Source organism: Microbacterium sp. NPDC087589 (assembly GCF_044743635.1).
Classification (GTDB): Bacteria; Actinomycetota; Actinomycetes; order Actinomycetales; family Microbacteriaceae; genus Microbacterium.
Map to the genome: position 1 here is coordinate 371664 of NZ_JBIUWV010000002.1, position 17015 is coordinate 388678.

Below are 17015 nucleotides of genomic sequence, written 5' to 3' on the forward strand. Positions count from 1 at the left end.
ATCCGCATATAGAGAAAGAAGGAACCATGAACACCCTCCCTCCACTCACTCAGCGCCGTTCCGCGACCCTGTTCGGAGACGACAGCGGTGCGGCCACCGCCGAGTACGCGATCACGACGATGGCCGCCGTGGCTCAGGAAAACATACCCCGCGCAGCAGAATCAGTCAGAACAACGTGTCTGCCTCGAAAGCGTCATCTCGCCCAGATACTTCGCTGACGATCTCCTCCCACGGCCAGCGCACAGTGCTGAACTTCCGATACAAGAGCAACTGGAGATCAACCACACTGACCTCTTCTTGACCTTCGTCGTAGGACACCACGAGGCCACGTCCATCCTCATCGATCTGAAGCCCGTCCAGATGTCGGAGGATCGTTTTGAGGTTCGGTTGCTGAATGCGCTTCTCGCGGGCATGCGCCTTCTGGTAGATCTCTCGTGCTCGTATCCCGTTGATGAGCGTGTCGTCGTCTTGGTCAAGGATCACGGCCATCGTGTGTGCATAGATTCCCGTGCTGTTGTGCCGGGTACGTATCCCCGATGAGGTCCGCTTGGCGAACGACTGATACAGAGGGTTCAAGCTCTCGGCCAGGCTCATCGCGGCGGCGTCGAAGAGATCTTGTTCTGCGACCTCGAACAGGTGAGGTCCACTCTCTTCGAACGAGGCTTCGTCCAGCACACCGAGTGCGAGCGCCTGGAGAAGCCCCGCGTTTCCGTATGCGTGCTCAACCAATTTTGCTTTGATGGGCTCGGAGATACTGATGTTGAGAGCATCCTCGCCCTTCTTGATGATTCGTCCGAGATCCGGGGCATTCCAGCTCACAGAGAACTCACGAACTCGATTGCTGAGGTCTGGATTTAGGTCGATCAGCGATTGCTGACTCCAGATTCCAACGATGATGACGAACACTCCGAAGTCCCAGAACGTCTTCAGGTCGTATGCGAGGCGCTTCCTCTCATCGTGGGAAAGGTAGTGAACGTCTTCGATTACGAGCCGCCGCTCGCTTTCGTTCAGAAGCTCCGCGATGAACCGCAGGTCGCTGATGTCCTGACTCACTGGTTCGAGCTGAAGTTCCTCGCTCCGCGTGTAAGAGAGCCCGAGCTTGCCAGCCACCTTCATAATCAGCGCCTGACCAAAGGCGACCGATGACTCGACGTGACCGGTGAAGTTGCCACCCTTGGTCTCTCGAATGACGAGATTGATGCCGAGCACTCCGAGGGCCTCTTTATAGAGGTCCTCAGCGGTCTTGTTCAGCCGGCACTGGACGACGATGGCATCAGGGACCGCCGCCTGTCGAAGCCACGACTTGCCGCTCTTGCTGGGGCCACGCAGTGAAATGTGGACGTCCCGATTCAAGAAACGCTGAACGGTCTTATCGAGTCCCGCGCGATCAACGTATGAGTCATCTCGCACTTGCTGAGAGACACCGAACACTTCATCTGCGCGCTTACCCCACGTGGTCATGGTGTCACTGTAGCGATGCTGGGTCTCAGCAATGGGGGCCACCATGCAGCGGCGGCGTAAGCGCGAACGCTTGTTGGTAGCTCTGGGGAGTTCTAGCGCGTACAGGACGTAAATTAAATCCCTGGTTAGCGCGAATTTACACAATATAGACGAGTGGCGTCAGAGCGAGTACGCTCACCCTCAAACCCGTCCGGTGGTGAGCATGGAAATGCCGCCGCCCTCCTGCGAAGAGAGCGACGGCAGAGAATTGGATTTCCAGTGTCTAGCGTACCTGCGAGCGTCCCTCGTCGCACCCCTCGCCGCGTGCCTCTTCTGTATCGCTCCGACGATCCGCGCTTCGGCGTTAGCGCGTACGCGCCTCGAAAGCTCACCCTGCAAGAGATGCGAGCCTCGGCTAGCGCGAACCCGCCAGAAAAGGTGCTCGCGCTCGAATCGGAAGTTAGCGCGAACGCGGTCGATGTGAGCCCGCCATCTAACCCCTCTTTCCAGGGGAAACGTAGGGCTACTGATGAGGGCACGCTGTGGACCTACTCGACCCTGGCGACGAGAGCCCGCACAGCCGGACGACAGCAGCGGCGAGCGCTGAGGTTCCCGCCCCTCCGTCCGATGTACGCGAAGGAACGCCGCGACCTGAACGGGTTCGTGGTGCGCAAGGCAAAGAGCTACCGCGGCGACGTCTGGGCGTACCTGACCAACTGGGGCTACCGGACGCTGAACGATCTCGACGGCGTTGGATTTGCTCCGCCCTCTCATGCCGATCTTGCTGACCTCTTCGAGCGTCGAGTGCGCGAGCGAGCGAAGACCTACGACACCTACTACTCGAACCGCGGTCATGGCATCAGCGACTCAGACGTCGAGACGATGGCCGACCATGCCGCAACCGCCGTCCTCCGCGATTGGTCGCCGGAGTGGATTCGTGAGCAGCGGGAGCGTGGACGGCGCGGAGGTCAGATCTCGAAACGAAAGCCCTCGTGGACGGATGACGATCTCGATGCGTTGGCCAAGCTCGCGCACCTCCCCATGCAGGCACGCGCCGACGCGCTGGGCCGCAAGCTCCGCACCACCGAACGTATGTGGAGCGCCCTCCGAGGCCGTTAGGGCGAACCAACAGAAGTCTCATCGGACCGCATCTCGAACGTAGATCCCGATTGTGTCGATATATCTCTGTGAACGTTCTTTCAGGGAGATGCCATGTCCGCACCGCAGAGCAACCCCAGCCTCTATGGCCGGTCATGCTCGATCTGCGCTCACGACGAGCTAGGCGAGATCGATGCAGCGCTCGTCGTGCATACGCCCATTGCGCAACTCGTGCGACGGTTCAACGTGTCGCGCGATGCGCTCTACCGGCACGTCAAGTTCCACCTCCGGCCGGCCATCCAGCAGACCATCACGAGCACGCCGGACACTCGTCCTCTCGCGCTGGTCGAGCGACTGGCCGACATCGCCAACGATGCCCGTGCAGCACGCGTTAGCGCGTATGCAGCCGGTGAAGCCGCACTGGGTGCCCGACTCGGGGATGCCGAGACGCGAGCACTCGACAGCCTGGCAGACCGCTTCAAGATCACGCATGACGACGTCGCCGCCGACCGCGCGAAAGTTGCGCAGCTCGCGCGGGCTCTCGACACCGCATTGGAGCGGTCTCCCGAGCTGGGGGCAATCATGGCAGACGCGCTAGAGGCCGAGGGCCTGATGCAGCTTGCAGCGGACTTCCGCGCCGACCTTCCTACCAATTCGAGAAACGAGATCGAATCATGAACGACACTCAGACCGAGACCCCGATCCAGCGACTGGAACGTCTCCGCGCCGAGACCGCCGAGCGGACGAATGCGGCGAGCGCGGCCCTGCCCGTTCGACCCGGTGACACCTTTCATTGCCTGACGAGCGGCGCGACGATCCCGACTGGCCAGGGCTTCCTGAGTGCCAGCCACATCTCGAAGGCGGGCCAGAACGTCATCGTCACTCAGGCGATGATCGACGCGAGCTACAGCTCCTCCGGAGCCTCGTGGATGGCGCTCATCGATGATCCCGAGGGGCAGCGCGCACGGTGGAGGGAGGAACGGTTCCGACTCGGACCGGCTCCCGCGGATGCACCAACGTGGGGAGCCGTGGGTGATGCGGATTGGCGCGAGGCCAGAGAGCAGGCAAGACGTGAGGCGTGGGCGCAGCCGACCTTGCAGGCGCGGGCCGAAGCGCTCGCCGCGGTGAACGCGAGGTTCGGCCCCGCAGCTCCGACCTCGACCATCATTTCGACCTCGCCCGATCCCTCGATCAAGCTCGCAGCCGAGCAGCGGGCCGCGCTGGATGCTGGAGGCGTCCGACACGTCTCCCACTACACCGCAGTGGAGCCGGGGGCGCGCCGATGACCACTCCGACCGGCAACCAGTCCCGCCGCCTGAATGAGAGTCTTCGCAGCCTGACTGCGTTCTTCCTTAGCTCCGAGGGTTTTGACGCCGCGCCGAGTCCGATCCACTCGAAGATCTCCACGGCGCTGGATGCGGGGCTCGTGCCCGACGTGGTCGGCGTTCCGGGCGTCTGGATCGATGTTTCGGCGCGGGGGAATCATCGTCTGAGCACCGACCTCGATTCCGCACGCGCTACCGCGGCGCTCGCGGGTTATCCGGTGACGGCCCTCGTGCAGACGAGAGGCGGACGCGGCATCGATGAGGCGTTTGTCGTGACCAGCTTGGCCGACTTCGTCAAGCTGGCCCGCCCCGCAGCTCCAGCCCCTTAGGCCCCACGAACCCCGGCCCTCCGCCCCGACCAATACAGGGGCCGCTGGACAGAAACGGCGGAGGGTCGGACCAACCACCACCTGGAGATCCCAATGACCAGTCGAGCAGGACGCAAAATCGGCGCTTTCCGATACTCGGGCGTGAACCCTCGCCCGCAGCCTCAGCCGACCACACAGGCCGCTCAGCAGCCGCAGCAGCGCCCGCAGCCGGGAACTCTGACCATCGGGCCGGGAAGGCCCTCGCCGCGAGCACAGGCCCATCTGGACGCCGCGAAGGACACGCGCCTCACTGACCCGCCGCGCATCCCCGCATCGGCCCCCACGGTTTCGGTGCACATCGACGGCGCGAAGGTGTCGATCCCGAGCGACTGGGCCGTCGCGTTCAGTTCGAGAAACGACAAGGACGTCCTATACGGGCTGGAGCCGTCCGGCAAGTTGCACGTGCTCGTGATCAACGGCAGCGGTCAGCTACGCGCCCTGGACGGCCTCACTGACGCGCTCGTGTCCGACATCATCCGGTGGCGCTTCCCGCGGGGTGTCCGATGACCGGCGTGCGCATGGTGAGCGTGGGAGACTCAGTCACTACGGAGGTGGCCCTGGACTCCGACGCGCTCGTGTTCCGTGACTACACGCTGATCCGCACGAGACAGGGCACCGTCCATCGGCTGATCGAGCGAGACGGTCGCGTTGTCGATGCCCCGATGACGACCGAGCAGCGCTCTCACGTGCTCCAGATGTTCGGTGTTCAGACGTGAAAGCCGCACGTGGACCAGGCAAGCCACGTGCGCTCAGCCCCGAGCGTGAGGCGATGGCCGCTGCACTGCGACGCGCCGGGTTCGGAGTCGCGCCCATCGCGGAACTGTTCGCCATCAGCCCGAGAACGCTGCACGCAGTGTTCAAGCGAGAGGGCGTGGAAACCACCCGGGGTCGCCGCCGGCTGACCGTCGAGCAGGAGTGCGAGCTTCTCGATCTGTGGCGGGGTGGCTGGACCCACGCGAAGCTGGCCGAGCACTTCGGCGTCGCTCGTGAGACCGTCGCCCTCGCGATACAAGGGACACTCCGGGCATGACTTCGATGTGCTTGCATCGTTGGTGCAGGTCATGGCATCAGGTCGCGCCTCGGGAGCGCGTCTCAATAACGATGGTCCAGTGAGAGTGTCGAGATCGGCCCACTCAATACTTTCCGAAGCTCTCAGAACTATCTCTCATTATCTCTTGTTATGAGAGATGAGTTGTGAGACAATCGACTTATGACCAAGTTCGGGTACGTTCGCACCAGCACCAAGGATCAGAATGCTGATCTCCAGCGCGACGCCATCGCCAAGGTGGACGGCATCAAGCGCGTGTACGCCGACGAGGGCGTCTCGGGCACGCTCGCATCCCGTCCCCAGTGGGATGCACTGATCGACCGACTCGAAGAGGGCGACGAGGTAGTCATCTGGAAGTTTGACCGCATCGGGCGCAACACCATGAACGTGCTCGAATCGGTGCAGCGGATCACGGCCAAGGGTGCGACCTTCCGCAGCTTGACCGAGAACATCGATCTCAACTCCGGCCCCATGGGTCAGGCAATGCTGACGATCATGGCGGCGTTCGCGCAACTCGAACGCGACACCATCGTGCAGCGCACGCGCGCCGGTCTCGATGCAGCGAAGGCACAAGGTCGCGTCGGCGGTCGCCCCTCCGTCGTGGACGCTGAAAAGCTGGCGACGATCAAGAAGCTCGTCGCTTCAGGAGATCACTCCCGAGCTGACATCGCCCGCATGGTCGGCGTCAGTCCCGCCACCCTCTACCGGGTGCTTCAGTCGCTCTGACTCCAGCTCCTTGTGACGCTTCCGTGCCGCGCGACGCTCTGCGCGCACTCCGGCCTTCGCGACCCGCAGCGCCTTCGCCGCGTCAGCCGACTCTCTCTCTTCTTTTGTGGGTTGAGCCCAGATGATCGGGTATGTAACGATTCCGAGGAGAGAGTAGAAGGTCGCGAGCAAGACAACGAAGGTTCCCGGCGTCGAGATAGGTTCCTTGGAGATCACGCTGACGAGGCAGATCGCCTCAGCGACGACGGTTACGGCGATTTCTGATGCGAAATACCTTCGGCTCGCCAGGTCGAGCTTGGTTCCGCTGAGGAGGGGGCCAAGTAGGCCGGCCACAAGCAGGGCAGGAAGCACCTGTGCCAGGATGGCAGCCGTCTCGTGGGGTAGCGACCCGATCACAATACTTGACGACCGCAGCATCCCCACAGCCTAAAGCCGAACAGGTACAGTGCCCGCATGGCACTGCCACCCATCGACCACGACATTCCGACGTCGGATGGCTACGACTTCGACGGGATGAGTCCGCGGTGCCCCGAGTGCTTGTCCACAATGGAGCCGCAGATGCGCCCCCGCGGCGAGCGCTGGATGTGTCCTCAGTGCGGAGCCCTAAAGCTCAGTTAGCGACCGCTACGCGGTGTATCTGCCGGTGGCCGACTTCAACTCTTGGCGTGCTTCCTCGGGCGACGTTGTCCCGTTCACGACGCGCTGTCGGAGCGCGAACAGATCGCGGGTGTCGATCAGTGCTCCGTGATAATTCTCCGCGAACGAAGCGAGGTCATCATCTCGACCGAGTAGCGCCATGTTTCGACTCGTGGGAGCTGTCTCGCGCTCGATGTTCGGGACATACCAGAGTGAGTCAGGCTCTCGTTGCTCATTCATCGCGTAGGCCATAGCGGCGCGAGACACCTGGGACAGATCGTTGGACTTCGCCGCCCCGGCATATCCCTTGACCTCTACGAGCGCCGTCCACTCGCCATCACTCACTCTCAGATCTTCTCTCTTGGCCGCTTTGTGTTGCGGCAACTCATCTGCATCCAGCACGAAGAAGCCCAGAAGCTCGAACGCTTCTTTGACTGCCGTTACAAGCGCATCGCCGGTGTCAGTGAGCATCGCGCGCCACGCGTCGCCTTCGTGCACAGCCTGATCTAGAGAAGTAGCGAGGGTTTGCCGTTCGTGGTCGATGGCCTGGAGCCTTGCTTGTTCCTGCCGCTCAAACTCCGCGATCTGCGCACGGATAGAGATCTCGTCAAGGGAGGACCACTTGTCGTCCTCCATCCAATCTGCAGAGATCGGAAACAGGTCAGGGGCCTCGGCGCGCCAGTACGACAGGGCAAAACTGACCCACTCCCGAAAAGCCGACCGCGCAACATCGGGTAGCCAGATAACCGAATCGGTCAGCTCCTCTTCGATGGAACGCAGTTCGAGAACCGCCGCGAGAGTGAGAGGAGAAACCAAGGCTTCCTTGATCAGGGGGCGCACGGTGCGTTCGGGGAAGACGGGCTCTTTGATGCCTGTGTACTTCGATTCCGCCGCTGGTCGAACAGACCGAGCCACCAGGCCCGCCAGACCTAGAGATTTCGCATCATCGGTCAGATCGAAATCCCTGGCAGGCCGTTCCTGCTCTTGGGCGTGCGTGTACGTTTCGGGTTTGCCGGCGCGCATACCCCAGGCGCTGTGGTCAATTACGCGCGACACGCCTGGTGCGGGACTGAACGCAAGCCGCCGCGAGTACGTGCGATGCATCGTGTGGAACTGCGCGTTGGTGAAAATAAGCACGTCGTGCTCTTCAGGGTGCGCGTCGGAGAGCCGTCGGGCGACGACGACGCTGCCAGCGAGCGAGCGCACGATCTCGATCTCCTCGTTGGTGAGGCCGTGCACAAGCACACGGGGGCGCGGAGCGCCGGTCGAAGTTGACATTTGTTGTCTGTGCTCCCGGGACTAACTGAGAAGGGCGTGCTCGCCTCGCAGCACGAGCACGCCCATCATAGAGGCGGGATCAGCCGTCGAGGGAGTGCGCTAGCGCAGCTCGCATGCCCTCTGACAGAGGCGTATAGCTCCCCAGCTCCCTGGAGACCTCAGCCTCATTAACGAGCGATGGCAGGGCTACATGAGCCCTTCCGGGGCGACGCCAGACAACATCGACAGTGCGCGCAGCGTGCTCCAGCGTGGTCACCCGTACGCCCTTACCTACGGGGCGGATGATCATCACGAACAGCTCCGAGACGATGCGACGTTTCCTGGCCAGAGTGAGCGCATCCCACGCCGACTGGACATCGTCAGCGGACACGACGGCGGCGAACGGATCTACGGCGAGCGCAGCCCCAATAGTGGCCGTCACCTCCGCTAGCTCCGCGTCGATGGGCGCTACCTTATCGCGCACCTCCGCGGCGTCGTAGGTGCCGGACGCGGCAAGATCCAGCAGCACCGCCCGCCGACCTCTGAGAGCGCCCTCACGAGCCCTCAGAGCGTCCAGATCTACCCCGCGCGAGGGTTGGACTAGAGAGGCCGCGTCAGGACGGCTCAGGCGCTCGATCACCACCTGTTCGGCGTACTGATCCAAGATGGCTCCCGACCGCTGGAAATGGCCCTTGGGGCAGCGGTAGCCCTGATACCTCTCCTTGGTCCGCGCCGAGCGGACACGCGCCCCGCAGACGTCACACACGGCGAGTCCCGAGAGCATCCACCGCCGAGAGGTGCCCTGGTGCTTTCGGCGCTTCGGATCGATGAGCAGCCCTCGCGCAGCCCGCACCTCATCCACCTCCACGATGGCTTTCCAGATCCCCGGCGTGCACGCATCGAGATCTACCAGCTCCGCGCGGTAGTTCCCCGCTCCCGGCACGATGCCAGGGAGCAGCGCCGCGTAGTACGGCGACAGAGCGATGCGCCGAACGGTCGTTGCGCTCCATGCTGCCCCGCTCCGCGTCGTCCGCGTGGATTCCGCGAGCAGTGCCCTCGACTCCGGATCTCGCGCCGTCCCATTGTTCAACTCTCGCGCGATCATCCCGAGCGGCGAACCTCCGATCACCTCCGAAAACACAAACCGAATGGCGGGCTCTTCGGCCTCGCTGACGGCATAACGCGGCGCGTTCCGCACGCGCTCTCTCGCCGTGTCGCCGCACCGGGTATCGTCGTTGGCGCGCTCGCCTTCGGTCCTCCAGCGATAGCCGTACGGGACCTTTCCCGGGGAGGGATGCCCCTGGGCGTTCCGGTTCTCTCGGTACGGGATCGCCCGACGCGTCTTCGTGCGGTTCTCTTGCTCTGCCACGAGCACGAACAGTCCCAGGATGAACTGTCCAACGCCGCTTGTATCGTCGGTATCGATACCGCCGCGCACCACGATAACTCGCACATCACGCCGAGGTGGGCGGATCTCCAGCACGTCCACCAAACGCCGCATGAGCCGATCTACCGCCACCACCACAATGCAGTCGATGCGCCCGGCATCGATGTCCGCGAGCATCCGTGCCCACGCCGTGCCCTCCCCACGATCCTTCGACGCGCTCGTCTGGTTGTCCGGGTAGGTCTCCACGATCTCCCACGACTCAGGCTCCTTCCCGGGTTTTGCGTCGCGAGCGGCCTGCGCACGTCGTCTCTCGATCTCTGCTTGACACTCCGCTTTCTGCTGTTCGATCCCGTCGTCTTCCGTCACACTCTGCCGGACGTAGATGCCTACCCGCATGGTGGCTCCCTTCTTGTATGGGTGATACGGGCGGGGAGCGCGAGGCGTACATGCTAAGTACGTCTTTCTTCTCGACGGTCGCCGCTGTCGCCTTCGCAGGTCTGCTCGTCGTCATCATGAGGTCGGATGAGGTGCGCGGCATCCTCACCGACCTGGTGCGTCGGGCCCTCACGGTGTCGTGATGAGTGCCGGTCGAGACGACGAACGAGGGTCCGTGGCCGCCGAGCTCGCACTCGCACTGCCCGCAGTGGTCCTCACCCTTCTGCTCGGGGCCGGTGCTCTGGGCGCGGCGTCTCGGCAGGTCGCGCTCCAGGACGCGTCTGCCGACGCCGCGCGCCTTCTCGGACGAGGGGAGGACGCGGGCAGGGCATCGCACGCCGTGTCGATCGCGGTTCCCGGCGCCGGAATGTCGAGCACCTCATCCGGAGACCTCGTATGCGTGGAGGCGCGCGCCGACGTCGCGATCGGCAGCTTCATCCGAATCCCGCTGCAGGCGTCCAGCTGCGCGCTCGCCGAAGGGCTCTGATGCGTGCCATCGCCGGGGAAGACAGCTGATGGCCGGGTCTGCTGTCGCGGCCGGCGTTCTCTCGGTTGCGGCGGCGCTCTCGCTGGGGCTCGCCGCCGTCGGGGGAGCGGCCGTCACCGCGCAGCGGGCCGCCGGAGCCGCTGACGCTGCGGCGCTGGCCGCAGCCGATGCGGCCAGCGGAGCGATCGTCACGGCCGACGACCCGTGCTCCCTCGCCGCGCGGGTCGCGGCGGCCTCCGGTGCGACCCTCACCGATTGCGCCGTCGAAGGCTTCGTGGCGACTGTGCAGGTGAACGCGGCGTACGCTGGACTCGCTGCCGTCTCCCGAGCCCGTGCTGGGCCACCCGAGGGATCCTGACGGCGGCACGAGCACTTTCCGGCGAAAATGCAGGCGACCACTGTGACCAACCCATCACGGCGGTGTGTATGGTGTGCTTCGAAGAAAGGACGCTCCCTTGGCTGAAGGCAAGAAGCTCGTCATCGTCGAGTCCCCGACGAAGATGCGGTCGATTCAGGGATACCTCGGCGATGGCTATGAGGTGCTCAGCTCCGTCGGCCACATCCGCGACCTCGCGGACAAGAAGGACATCCCCGCCGCCGACAAGCAGGCGTACGGGAAGTACTCGATCGACGTCGACAACGACTTCGACCCCTACTACGTCGTGTCCGATCGCAAGACGAAGACCGTCGCCGAGCTCAAGCGTGCGCTCAAGACCGCCGACGAGCTCCTGCTCGCCACTGATGAGGACCGCGAAGGCGAGGCGATCGCCTGGCATCTGCTCGAGACTCTGAAGCCGAAGGTCCCCGTCAAGCGCATGGTCTTCCACGAGATCACGAAGGACGCGATCCAGGCGGCCATCGGCAACACCCGTGAACTCGACACCGACCTCGTCGACGCGCAGGAGACCCGTCGCATCCTCGACCGGCTGTATGGCTGGGACGTCTCGCCCGTGCTCTGGTACAAGGTCAAGACGGGCCTGTCGGCCGGACGTGTGCAGTCCGCCGCCACCCGAATGATCGTCGAGCGCGAGCGCGAGCGCATGGCGTTCGTGTCGGCCGAGTACTGGGATGTCGAAGCTCTCGCCTCGTCCTCCTCGGGCTTCAAGGTCCGGCTGGTCCGCGTCGACGGCGGCCAGCTCGCCCGAGGCACCGACTTCGACGACGAGGGAAAGCTCAAGAAGGCCGTCGTCATCCTCGACGAGAAGAAGGCTGCGGCGCTGGCGCATGCTGTCGACGCCGCGGGCACCGGTGCGGTGACCAAGGTCGAGGCCAAGCCCGGAACCCGCAGCCCGTACGCGCCGTTCACGACCTCCACCATGCAGCAGGAGGCCGGTCGCAAGCTCTCGATGAGCGCGAAGCAGGCGATGAGCGTCGCCCAGCGGCTCTACGAAAAGGGCTACATCACCTATATGCGTACCGACTCCGTGGCGCTGAGCACCCAGGCGGTGCAGGCAGCTCGCAGTCAGGCCGTCGCGCTCTACGGCGACACTGCGGTTCCCCTCAAGCCTCGCGCCTACAAGTCGAAGAGCAAGAACGCGCAGGAGGCGCACGAGGCGATCCGCCCCTCGGGTGAGAACTTCCGCACCCCGAAGTCCGTCGCCTCGGAGCTCGATCGCGAAGAACACCGCCTCTACGACCTGATCTGGAAGCGCACCGTCGCCAGCCAGATGGCCGACGCGAAGTACGAGACCACGACCGTCACGATCGCGGTCGACATTTCGGCGGAGCCCAGTGCGGGCGCGCAGAACGCCGAGTTCACCGCGTCCGGCACCGTGTACACCTTCAAGGGCTTCCTCGAGGCCTATGAAGAAGGACGCGATGAGAAGCGCAACGACAAGGATGCCGACGAGAACCAGTCGCTCCCCGTCGTGGCTGTAGGCGACGAGCTTCGCATGTCGGATGCCGAGGCCAAGGGTCACCGTACGACCCCCAAGCCGCGCTTCACCGAAGCATCGCTGGTCAAGGCGCTCGAGGAGCACGGCATCGGCCGCCCCTCGACGTTCGCGAGCATCATCGGCACAGTGATCGATCGAGGCTACGCGACCAAGCGCGGCCAGGCGCTGGTGCCGACCTGGCTCGCCTTCAGCGTGGTCAGACTGCTCGAAGAGCATTTCGCCGACCTGATCGACTACGACTTCACGGCCGCACTCGAAGACGACCTCGACGCGATCGCCCGAGGCGAGCAGAAGCGCGTCGAGTGGCTGCGTTCCTTCTATTACGGATCTGATTCGCACGTCGGCCTCCGCCAGACCGTCGACAATCTCGGCGAGATCGATGCGCGGGCGCTCAACTCCACACCCATCACCGATACCGCCACGCTGCGTTTCGGCAAGTACGGTCCCTACCTCGAGGTCGCGAATCCGGAGGCGCCCGACGAGAAGCCGCGCATCGTCAACGTGCCCGAAGACCTGGCGCCAGACGAGCTGACCGCTGCCAAGGCGCAGGAGCTCATTGACGCGCCGGTCGCCGGCGACCGAGTGCTGGGCACCAACCCGGACAACGGCAAGATCGTCGTCGTCAAGGACGGACGCTTCGGACCCTACGTGCAGGAGAACGACCCGGTGTCCGAGGATGCCGCCGTCGACGAGGCGACCGGCGAGGTCGTCGACGCTCCCAAGCCCAAGCGGGGAGCGAAGAAGGCCGCGGCACCCAAGCAGCGCACCGCCTCGCTGTTCCGCTCGATGTCGGTCGACACGATCGACCTCGACACCGCCCTGCGGCTGTTGAGCCTGCCGCGCGTCGTCGGAGCCGACCCCGAGAGCGGCGAGGAGATCACCGCGCAGAACGGCCGATTCGGTCCGTACCTCAAGAAGGGCACGGACTCCCGGTCGCTCGAGAGCGAGTCGGAGATCTTCGATGTGACGCTCGAGAAGGCGCTCGAGATCTACGCGCAGCCGAAGTACGGTGCCGGTTCGCGCCGTGCGTCGAGTGCGCTCGCCGAGTTCGAGGCCGACCCGGTCAGCAACAAGCCGATCCGCATCCGCGACGGGCGCTTCGGTGCCTATGTCACGGACGGCGAGACGAATGTGACGATCCCCCGCGGGCAGAAGGTCGAGGACATCACCTTCGAGGTCGCGGTGCAGATGCTCGCCGACAAGCGTGCGAAGGGTCCCGCCCCCAAGCGCGGTGCAGCCGCGAAGAAGGCACCGGCCAAGAAGCCCGCCGCCAAGAAGCCCGCCGCGAAGAAGGCGCCGGCCAAGAAGGCACCCGCGAAGAAGCCCGCAGCCAAGACGACGGCGACGGATGCCGAGAAGGCCGCCGCACGGTCCGCAGCAGCGAAGAAGGCAGCGGCGACACGTGCCGCGAATGCGGCGAAGAAGGCCGGTTCGTGACGGCGGAGTCCGGTGTCTGGATCACTCTCGAAGGCGGCGACGGGTCGGGCAAGACGACCCAGGCGAACCTCCTCGCGGATTTTCTTACGGATGCGGGACGCACCGTGGTGCGCACCCGCGAACCGGGTGGGTCGGAGGTCGGCCAGCTGATCCGCGACATCGTGCTGCATCACCGAGGCGACATCGCGCCGCGCGCCGAGGCCCTTCTCTACGCCGCCGACCGCGCACACCACGTCGCGACGGTCGTCCGGCCGGCTCTCACCCGTGGCGAGGTGGTGCTGCAGGATCGCTATCTCGACTCATCCGTCGCGTACCAGGGTGCAGGGCGTGTGCTCGACGGTGAACAGATCCGCAATCTGTCGCTGTGGGCCGCCGAGGGCGCGCTTCCCGACCTCACCGTGCTGCTCGACCTCGACCCCGAGTCGGCGCGCGTTCGACTCGACTCGGCTGACAAGCCCTTCGACAGGCTCGAGGCCGAGAAGACCGAGTTCCACGCGCGGGTCCGCGACGCATACCTCGCCCTGGCGCAAGCCGAACCGGAGCGGTTCCTGGTTCTCGACGCCGCGGCGGCGCCCGAGGTCATCGCCGCGCAGATCCGCGAGCGGGTCGCCACGCTGATCGGCTGAACTGCCCGCTCGGTATGCCACCTTCCGCCGACGACCCGGCGCCTCCGGGGGCCGTTGCCGCGCACGTCGGTGCTCCCGATTAGGCTGAGGGCATGCCCCAGACTGTCGCCGCCCCTTTCCCGTGGGCCGATGTGTGGGGGCAGGATGCGGCGGTCGACACTCTGCGCAACGCCGCATCCGATCCTTCCGCGCTCTCGCACGCCTGGCTGATCACCGGCCCTCCCGGGTCGGGGCGCTCCACGCTCGCGCACGCCTTCGCCGCCGCGCTCGTAGCGGATCACCCCGATGACGAGGCGGCGATGCGTCAGGTCCTCGCGGGAACGCATCCCGATGTGACGGCACTGCGCACCGACAAGGTCATCATCACGATCGCGGAGGCTCGTGCGCTCGTCGAGCGCTCGTACTTCGCGCCGTCGGCCGGCCGCTATCGCGTGATCGTGGTCGAAGACGCCGACCGCATGGTCGAGCGCACCTCCAACGTGCTGCTGAAAGCCCTCGAAGAGCCGCCCGAGCAGACGGTCTGGATCCTCTGCGCCCCGAGCGAAGCCGACCTGCTCCCGACGATCCGTTCCCGTGTGCGTTCGCTGAGACTGCGCGAGCCCGACGTCGCAGACGTCGCGCGTCTGATCACGCTCCGCACCGGTGTCGACGAGGGCATCGCCGAGCAGGCCGCCCGTCATGCGCAACGGCACATCGGCATGGCCCAGCGCCTCGCCACCGATGAGGCTGCCCGTCGTCGCCGCGACGAGACCCTGCGGTCGGTGCTGGGGGTTCGCGGTGTCAGCGACGCCGTCGAGGTCGCCGGGCGCATCATCCAGGCAGCCACGGACGACGCCAAGGCGCTGACCGCCGAACGCGACGCGGCTGAGCGCGCGTCTCTGCTCCGCACGGTCGGCATCGCCGAGGGGCAGGCGGTTCCGCCGGCCCTGCGCTCGCAGATCTCCGCGCTGGAGGACGACCAGAAGAAGCGTGCGACCCGAAGCCTGCGTGACGGCATCGACAGAGTGCTCACCGATCTGCAGTCGCTCTTCCGCGACGTCGTCATGCTGCAGTTCGGCAGAGACGACGAACTGATCAATCGAGAGCTTCGCGAAGATCTGGCCGCGCTGGCAGCGGCCTGGCCAGAGACCCGTACCCTTGTCGTACTCGACCACCTTGCCGACACCCGCCAGTCGCTGGAGCGCAACGTCGCACCGCTGCTCGCCCTCGAGAGCTTGCTCGTGACTGTCACGAGCGGGAGGACACCGTGAACAATCGACCGACTTCCCGCATCCGGCGTGCCGTCGCCGTGATCGCCGGCCTCGCCGCGGCCTCGGTCGCCCTCTCCGGGTGCCTGTACTCGATGATCCCCGAGCAGGCCGAGCCGAAGCCGTCGACCACGAACGCGCCGGACACCGACGGCGTGGCCGAAGACCTGCTGCCGTTCTACGGGCAGACGCTCACCTGGAGCGAGTGCGGCACGGGGTTCGACTGCACCGACGTGACCGCGCCGCTCGACTGGGAGAACCCGGGAGAGGGCGAGATCACCCTCTCGGTCGTGCGTCACCAGGCGACGGGAACATCTCAGGGCTCCCTGCTGACGAACCCCGGTGGCCCCGGCGCCAGCGGTGTCGAACTCATCCGCGACAGCCTCGACTTCGCCGTCGGCGCCGATCTCATCGAGAACTACGACGTGATCGGATTCGACCCCCGTGGCGTCGGAGGGTCGACCGCGGTGACCTGCTTCGATGCTGCGGGCATGGACGACTACCTCTACTCGATCCCCGAGGGCAAGCGGGGGAGTGCGGAATGGGAGGCCGAGCTGCTCGAGTCGCACAGGGAGTTCGCCGATGCGTGCGAGGCGAACAGCGGCGGCATCCTGCCCTACGTCACCACGATCAACGCCGCGCGTGACATGGATCTGATCCGCGCCGTGCTCGGCGACAAGCAGCTGAACTACATCGGCTACTCGTATGGCACGTTCCTCGGCGCGACGTACGCCGACCTGTACCCCGACAAGGCCGGGCGGCTCGTGCTCGACGGTGCGATCGACCCGGCCGTCTCGGGTCTCGACGTCGGCGCGACCCAGGCGCTCGGATTCGAGTCGGCCCTCCGTGCGTACATGCAGAACTGCCTCGACTCGGGCGAGTGCCCCTTCAACGGCACGGTCGACGAGGCCATGGCCGACCTCGGGGCGCTGCTCGCGAGCGTCGACGCGGCTCCGCTCGAGAACGGCGACGGACGCATGCTCGGCGCGGACGCGCTGATGACCGGCATCATCGCGGCACTGTATTCGGCAGACAGCTGGCCGTACCTCACGCAGGCGCTCGACGAGGCGCTGCAGGGTGACCCGACGACGGCATTCTTCCTCGCCGACTTCTACAACGGGCGTGAGAACGGCACCTACCTCGACAACTCGAGCGAAGCGTTCCGCGCCTACAACTGCATGGACTATCCGGTCGAGGACGACCCGGCGGCCGAGGCTGCGACCGAGCAGAAGATCGCCGACGGCGCACCGACCATCGCTCCGTACTGGAGCGGTCCGGACTCCTGCTCGGTGTGGCCGTACCCGCCGACCGGCACGCGTGGCGAGATCAACGCCGAGGGTGCAGGGCCGATCCTCGTGGTCGGCACGACCAACGACCCGGCGACTCCGTACGAGTGGTCGGAGTCGCTCGCCGGGCAGCTGGAAGAGGGCGTGCTGATCACCCGGGTGGGCGAAGGTCACACCGGATACAACAAGGGCAACGCGTGCGTCGACGGCGCTGTCGAGGCGTTCCTTCTCGACGATGTCGTGCCCGAGAGTGACGTCCGCTGCGAGTGATCCTGGCTCGATTCGCGGTGCGGCTCCGGAACGGGTAATATCGATGA

The 17015-nt window shown here is 65.3% G+C and carries 18 protein-coding genes and 2 pseudogenes; 16 read left to right on the top strand and 4 right to left on the bottom strand.

Going from position 1 to position 17015, the window contains the following annotated elements:
* Positions 1–26: 26 nt before the first annotated feature.
* Positions 27–134 (top strand): annotated as a pseudogene (locus ACIOU8_RS07780) (DUF4244 domain-containing protein); the annotation flags it as partial.
* 31 nt (positions 135–165) lie between these two features.
* Here ACIOU8_RS07780 and ACIOU8_RS07785 read toward each other — a convergent pair.
* On the bottom strand, positions 166–1461 hold the full coding sequence (locus ACIOU8_RS07785) for a hypothetical protein (RefSeq protein WP_400787815.1): 1296 nt from the start codon (positions 1459–1461) through the stop codon (positions 166–168).
* Positions 1462–2067: 606 nt separating this feature from the next.
* Between ACIOU8_RS07785 and ACIOU8_RS07790 the strand changes: the two genes are divergently transcribed.
* The 8 genes from ACIOU8_RS07790 (at position 2068) to ACIOU8_RS07825 (ending at position 6005) form a co-directional block, all read left to right on the top strand.
* Positions 2068–2559 carry a hypothetical protein gene (locus tag ACIOU8_RS07790; protein WP_400787817.1) on the top strand — a complete coding sequence of 164 codons (492 nt, stop codon included), beginning with the start codon at positions 2068–2070 and terminating at the stop codon, positions 2557–2559.
* A 93-nt stretch (positions 2560–2652) separates the two neighbouring features.
* Positions 2653–3216 (top strand): hypothetical protein, encoded by a 564-nt coding sequence (locus ACIOU8_RS07795; protein WP_400787819.1) that lies wholly within the window; start codon positions 2653–2655, stop codon positions 3214–3216.
* The gene (locus tag ACIOU8_RS07800) at positions 3213–3824 is read left to right on the top strand and encodes a hypothetical protein (protein ID WP_400787821.1); all 612 of its coding nucleotides are present in this window, start codon (positions 3213–3215) and stop codon (positions 3822–3824) included. Before ACIOU8_RS07795 ends, ACIOU8_RS07800 begins: the two co-directional genes overlap by 4 nt.
* Entirely contained in the window at positions 3821–4192 is a 372-nt protein-coding gene (locus ACIOU8_RS07805) for a hypothetical protein (protein ID WP_400787823.1), read from the top strand. The genes ACIOU8_RS07800 and ACIOU8_RS07805 overlap by 4 nt, the downstream gene beginning before the upstream one ends.
* Before the next feature lie 93 nt (positions 4193–4285).
* Positions 4286–4738 carry a hypothetical protein gene (locus ACIOU8_RS07810; RefSeq protein WP_400787825.1) on the top strand — a complete coding sequence of 151 codons (453 nt, stop codon included), beginning with the start codon at positions 4286–4288 and terminating at the stop codon, positions 4736–4738.
* 44 nt (positions 4739–4782) lie between these two features.
* Positions 4783–4947 (top strand): hypothetical protein, encoded by a 165-nt coding sequence (locus ACIOU8_RS07815; RefSeq protein ID WP_400787827.1) that lies wholly within the window; start codon positions 4783–4785, stop codon positions 4945–4947.
* Positions 4948–5000: 53 nt separating this feature from the next.
* Entirely contained in the window at positions 5001–5261 is a 261-nt protein-coding gene (locus ACIOU8_RS07820) for a hypothetical protein (RefSeq protein WP_400787829.1), read from the top strand.
* Between the two features lie 180 nt (positions 5262–5441).
* The gene (locus ACIOU8_RS07825; RefSeq protein ID WP_400787831.1) at positions 5442–6005 is read left to right on the top strand and encodes a recombinase family protein; all 564 of its coding nucleotides are present in this window, start codon (positions 5442–5444) and stop codon (positions 6003–6005) included.
* Here ACIOU8_RS07825 and ACIOU8_RS07830 read toward each other — a convergent pair.
* From ACIOU8_RS07830 to ACIOU8_RS07840, 3 genes are all read right to left on the bottom strand, one after another.
* A complete protein-coding gene (locus ACIOU8_RS07830) occupies positions 5922–6422 on the bottom strand; it encodes a hypothetical protein (protein ID WP_400787833.1) in 501 nt (166 codons plus the stop codon). The genes ACIOU8_RS07825 and ACIOU8_RS07830 overlap by 84 nt on opposite strands.
* A 207-nt stretch (positions 6423–6629) precedes the next feature.
* A complete protein-coding gene (locus ACIOU8_RS07835; RefSeq protein ID WP_400787835.1) occupies positions 6630–7919 on the bottom strand; it encodes a hypothetical protein in 1290 nt (429 codons plus the stop codon).
* A 79-nt stretch (positions 7920–7998) separates the two neighbouring features.
* Positions 7999–9681, bottom strand: a complete 1683-nt coding sequence (locus ACIOU8_RS07840; protein ID WP_400787837.1) for a recombinase family protein — start codon at positions 9679–9681, stop codon at positions 7999–8001.
* Between the two features lie 71 nt (positions 9682–9752).
* Here ACIOU8_RS07840 and ACIOU8_RS07845 point away from each other — a divergent pair.
* From ACIOU8_RS07845 to ACIOU8_RS07875, 7 genes and pseudogenes are all read left to right on the top strand, one after another.
* Positions 9753–9863: pseudogene (locus ACIOU8_RS07845) on the top strand (DUF4244 domain-containing protein); the annotation flags it as partial.
* The gene (locus ACIOU8_RS07850; RefSeq protein WP_400787839.1) at positions 9863–10207 is read left to right on the top strand and encodes a TadE family type IV pilus minor pilin; all 345 of its coding nucleotides are present in this window, start codon (positions 9863–9865) and stop codon (positions 10205–10207) included. The pseudogene ACIOU8_RS07845 and the gene ACIOU8_RS07850, both read left to right, overlap by 1 nt.
* A 28-nt stretch (positions 10208–10235) precedes the next feature.
* Positions 10236–10565 carry a helicase gene (locus ACIOU8_RS07855; protein WP_400787841.1) on the top strand — a complete coding sequence of 110 codons (330 nt, stop codon included), beginning with the start codon at positions 10236–10238 and terminating at the stop codon, positions 10563–10565.
* A 97-nt stretch (positions 10566–10662) separates the two neighbouring features.
* Positions 10663–13539: a type I DNA topoisomerase gene (gene topA / locus ACIOU8_RS07860; RefSeq protein ID WP_400787843.1), complete on the top strand. Its 2877-nt coding sequence runs from the start codon at positions 10663–10665 to the stop codon at positions 13537–13539.
* A complete protein-coding gene (gene tmk, locus ACIOU8_RS07865) occupies positions 13536–14165 on the top strand; it encodes a dTMP kinase (protein ID WP_400787844.1) in 630 nt (209 codons plus the stop codon). The genes topA and tmk overlap by 4 nt, the downstream gene beginning before the upstream one ends.
* A 92-nt stretch (positions 14166–14257) precedes the next feature.
* Positions 14258–15415, top strand: coding sequence for a DNA polymerase III subunit delta' (locus tag ACIOU8_RS07870; RefSeq protein WP_400787846.1), 1158 nt, complete (start codon positions 14258–14260; stop codon positions 15413–15415).
* Positions 15412–16968 (top strand): alpha/beta hydrolase, encoded by a 1557-nt coding sequence (locus tag ACIOU8_RS07875; protein ID WP_400787848.1) that lies wholly within the window; start codon positions 15412–15414, stop codon positions 16966–16968. The genes ACIOU8_RS07870 and ACIOU8_RS07875 overlap by 4 nt, the downstream gene beginning before the upstream one ends.
* Positions 16969–17015 lie beyond the last annotated feature (47 nt).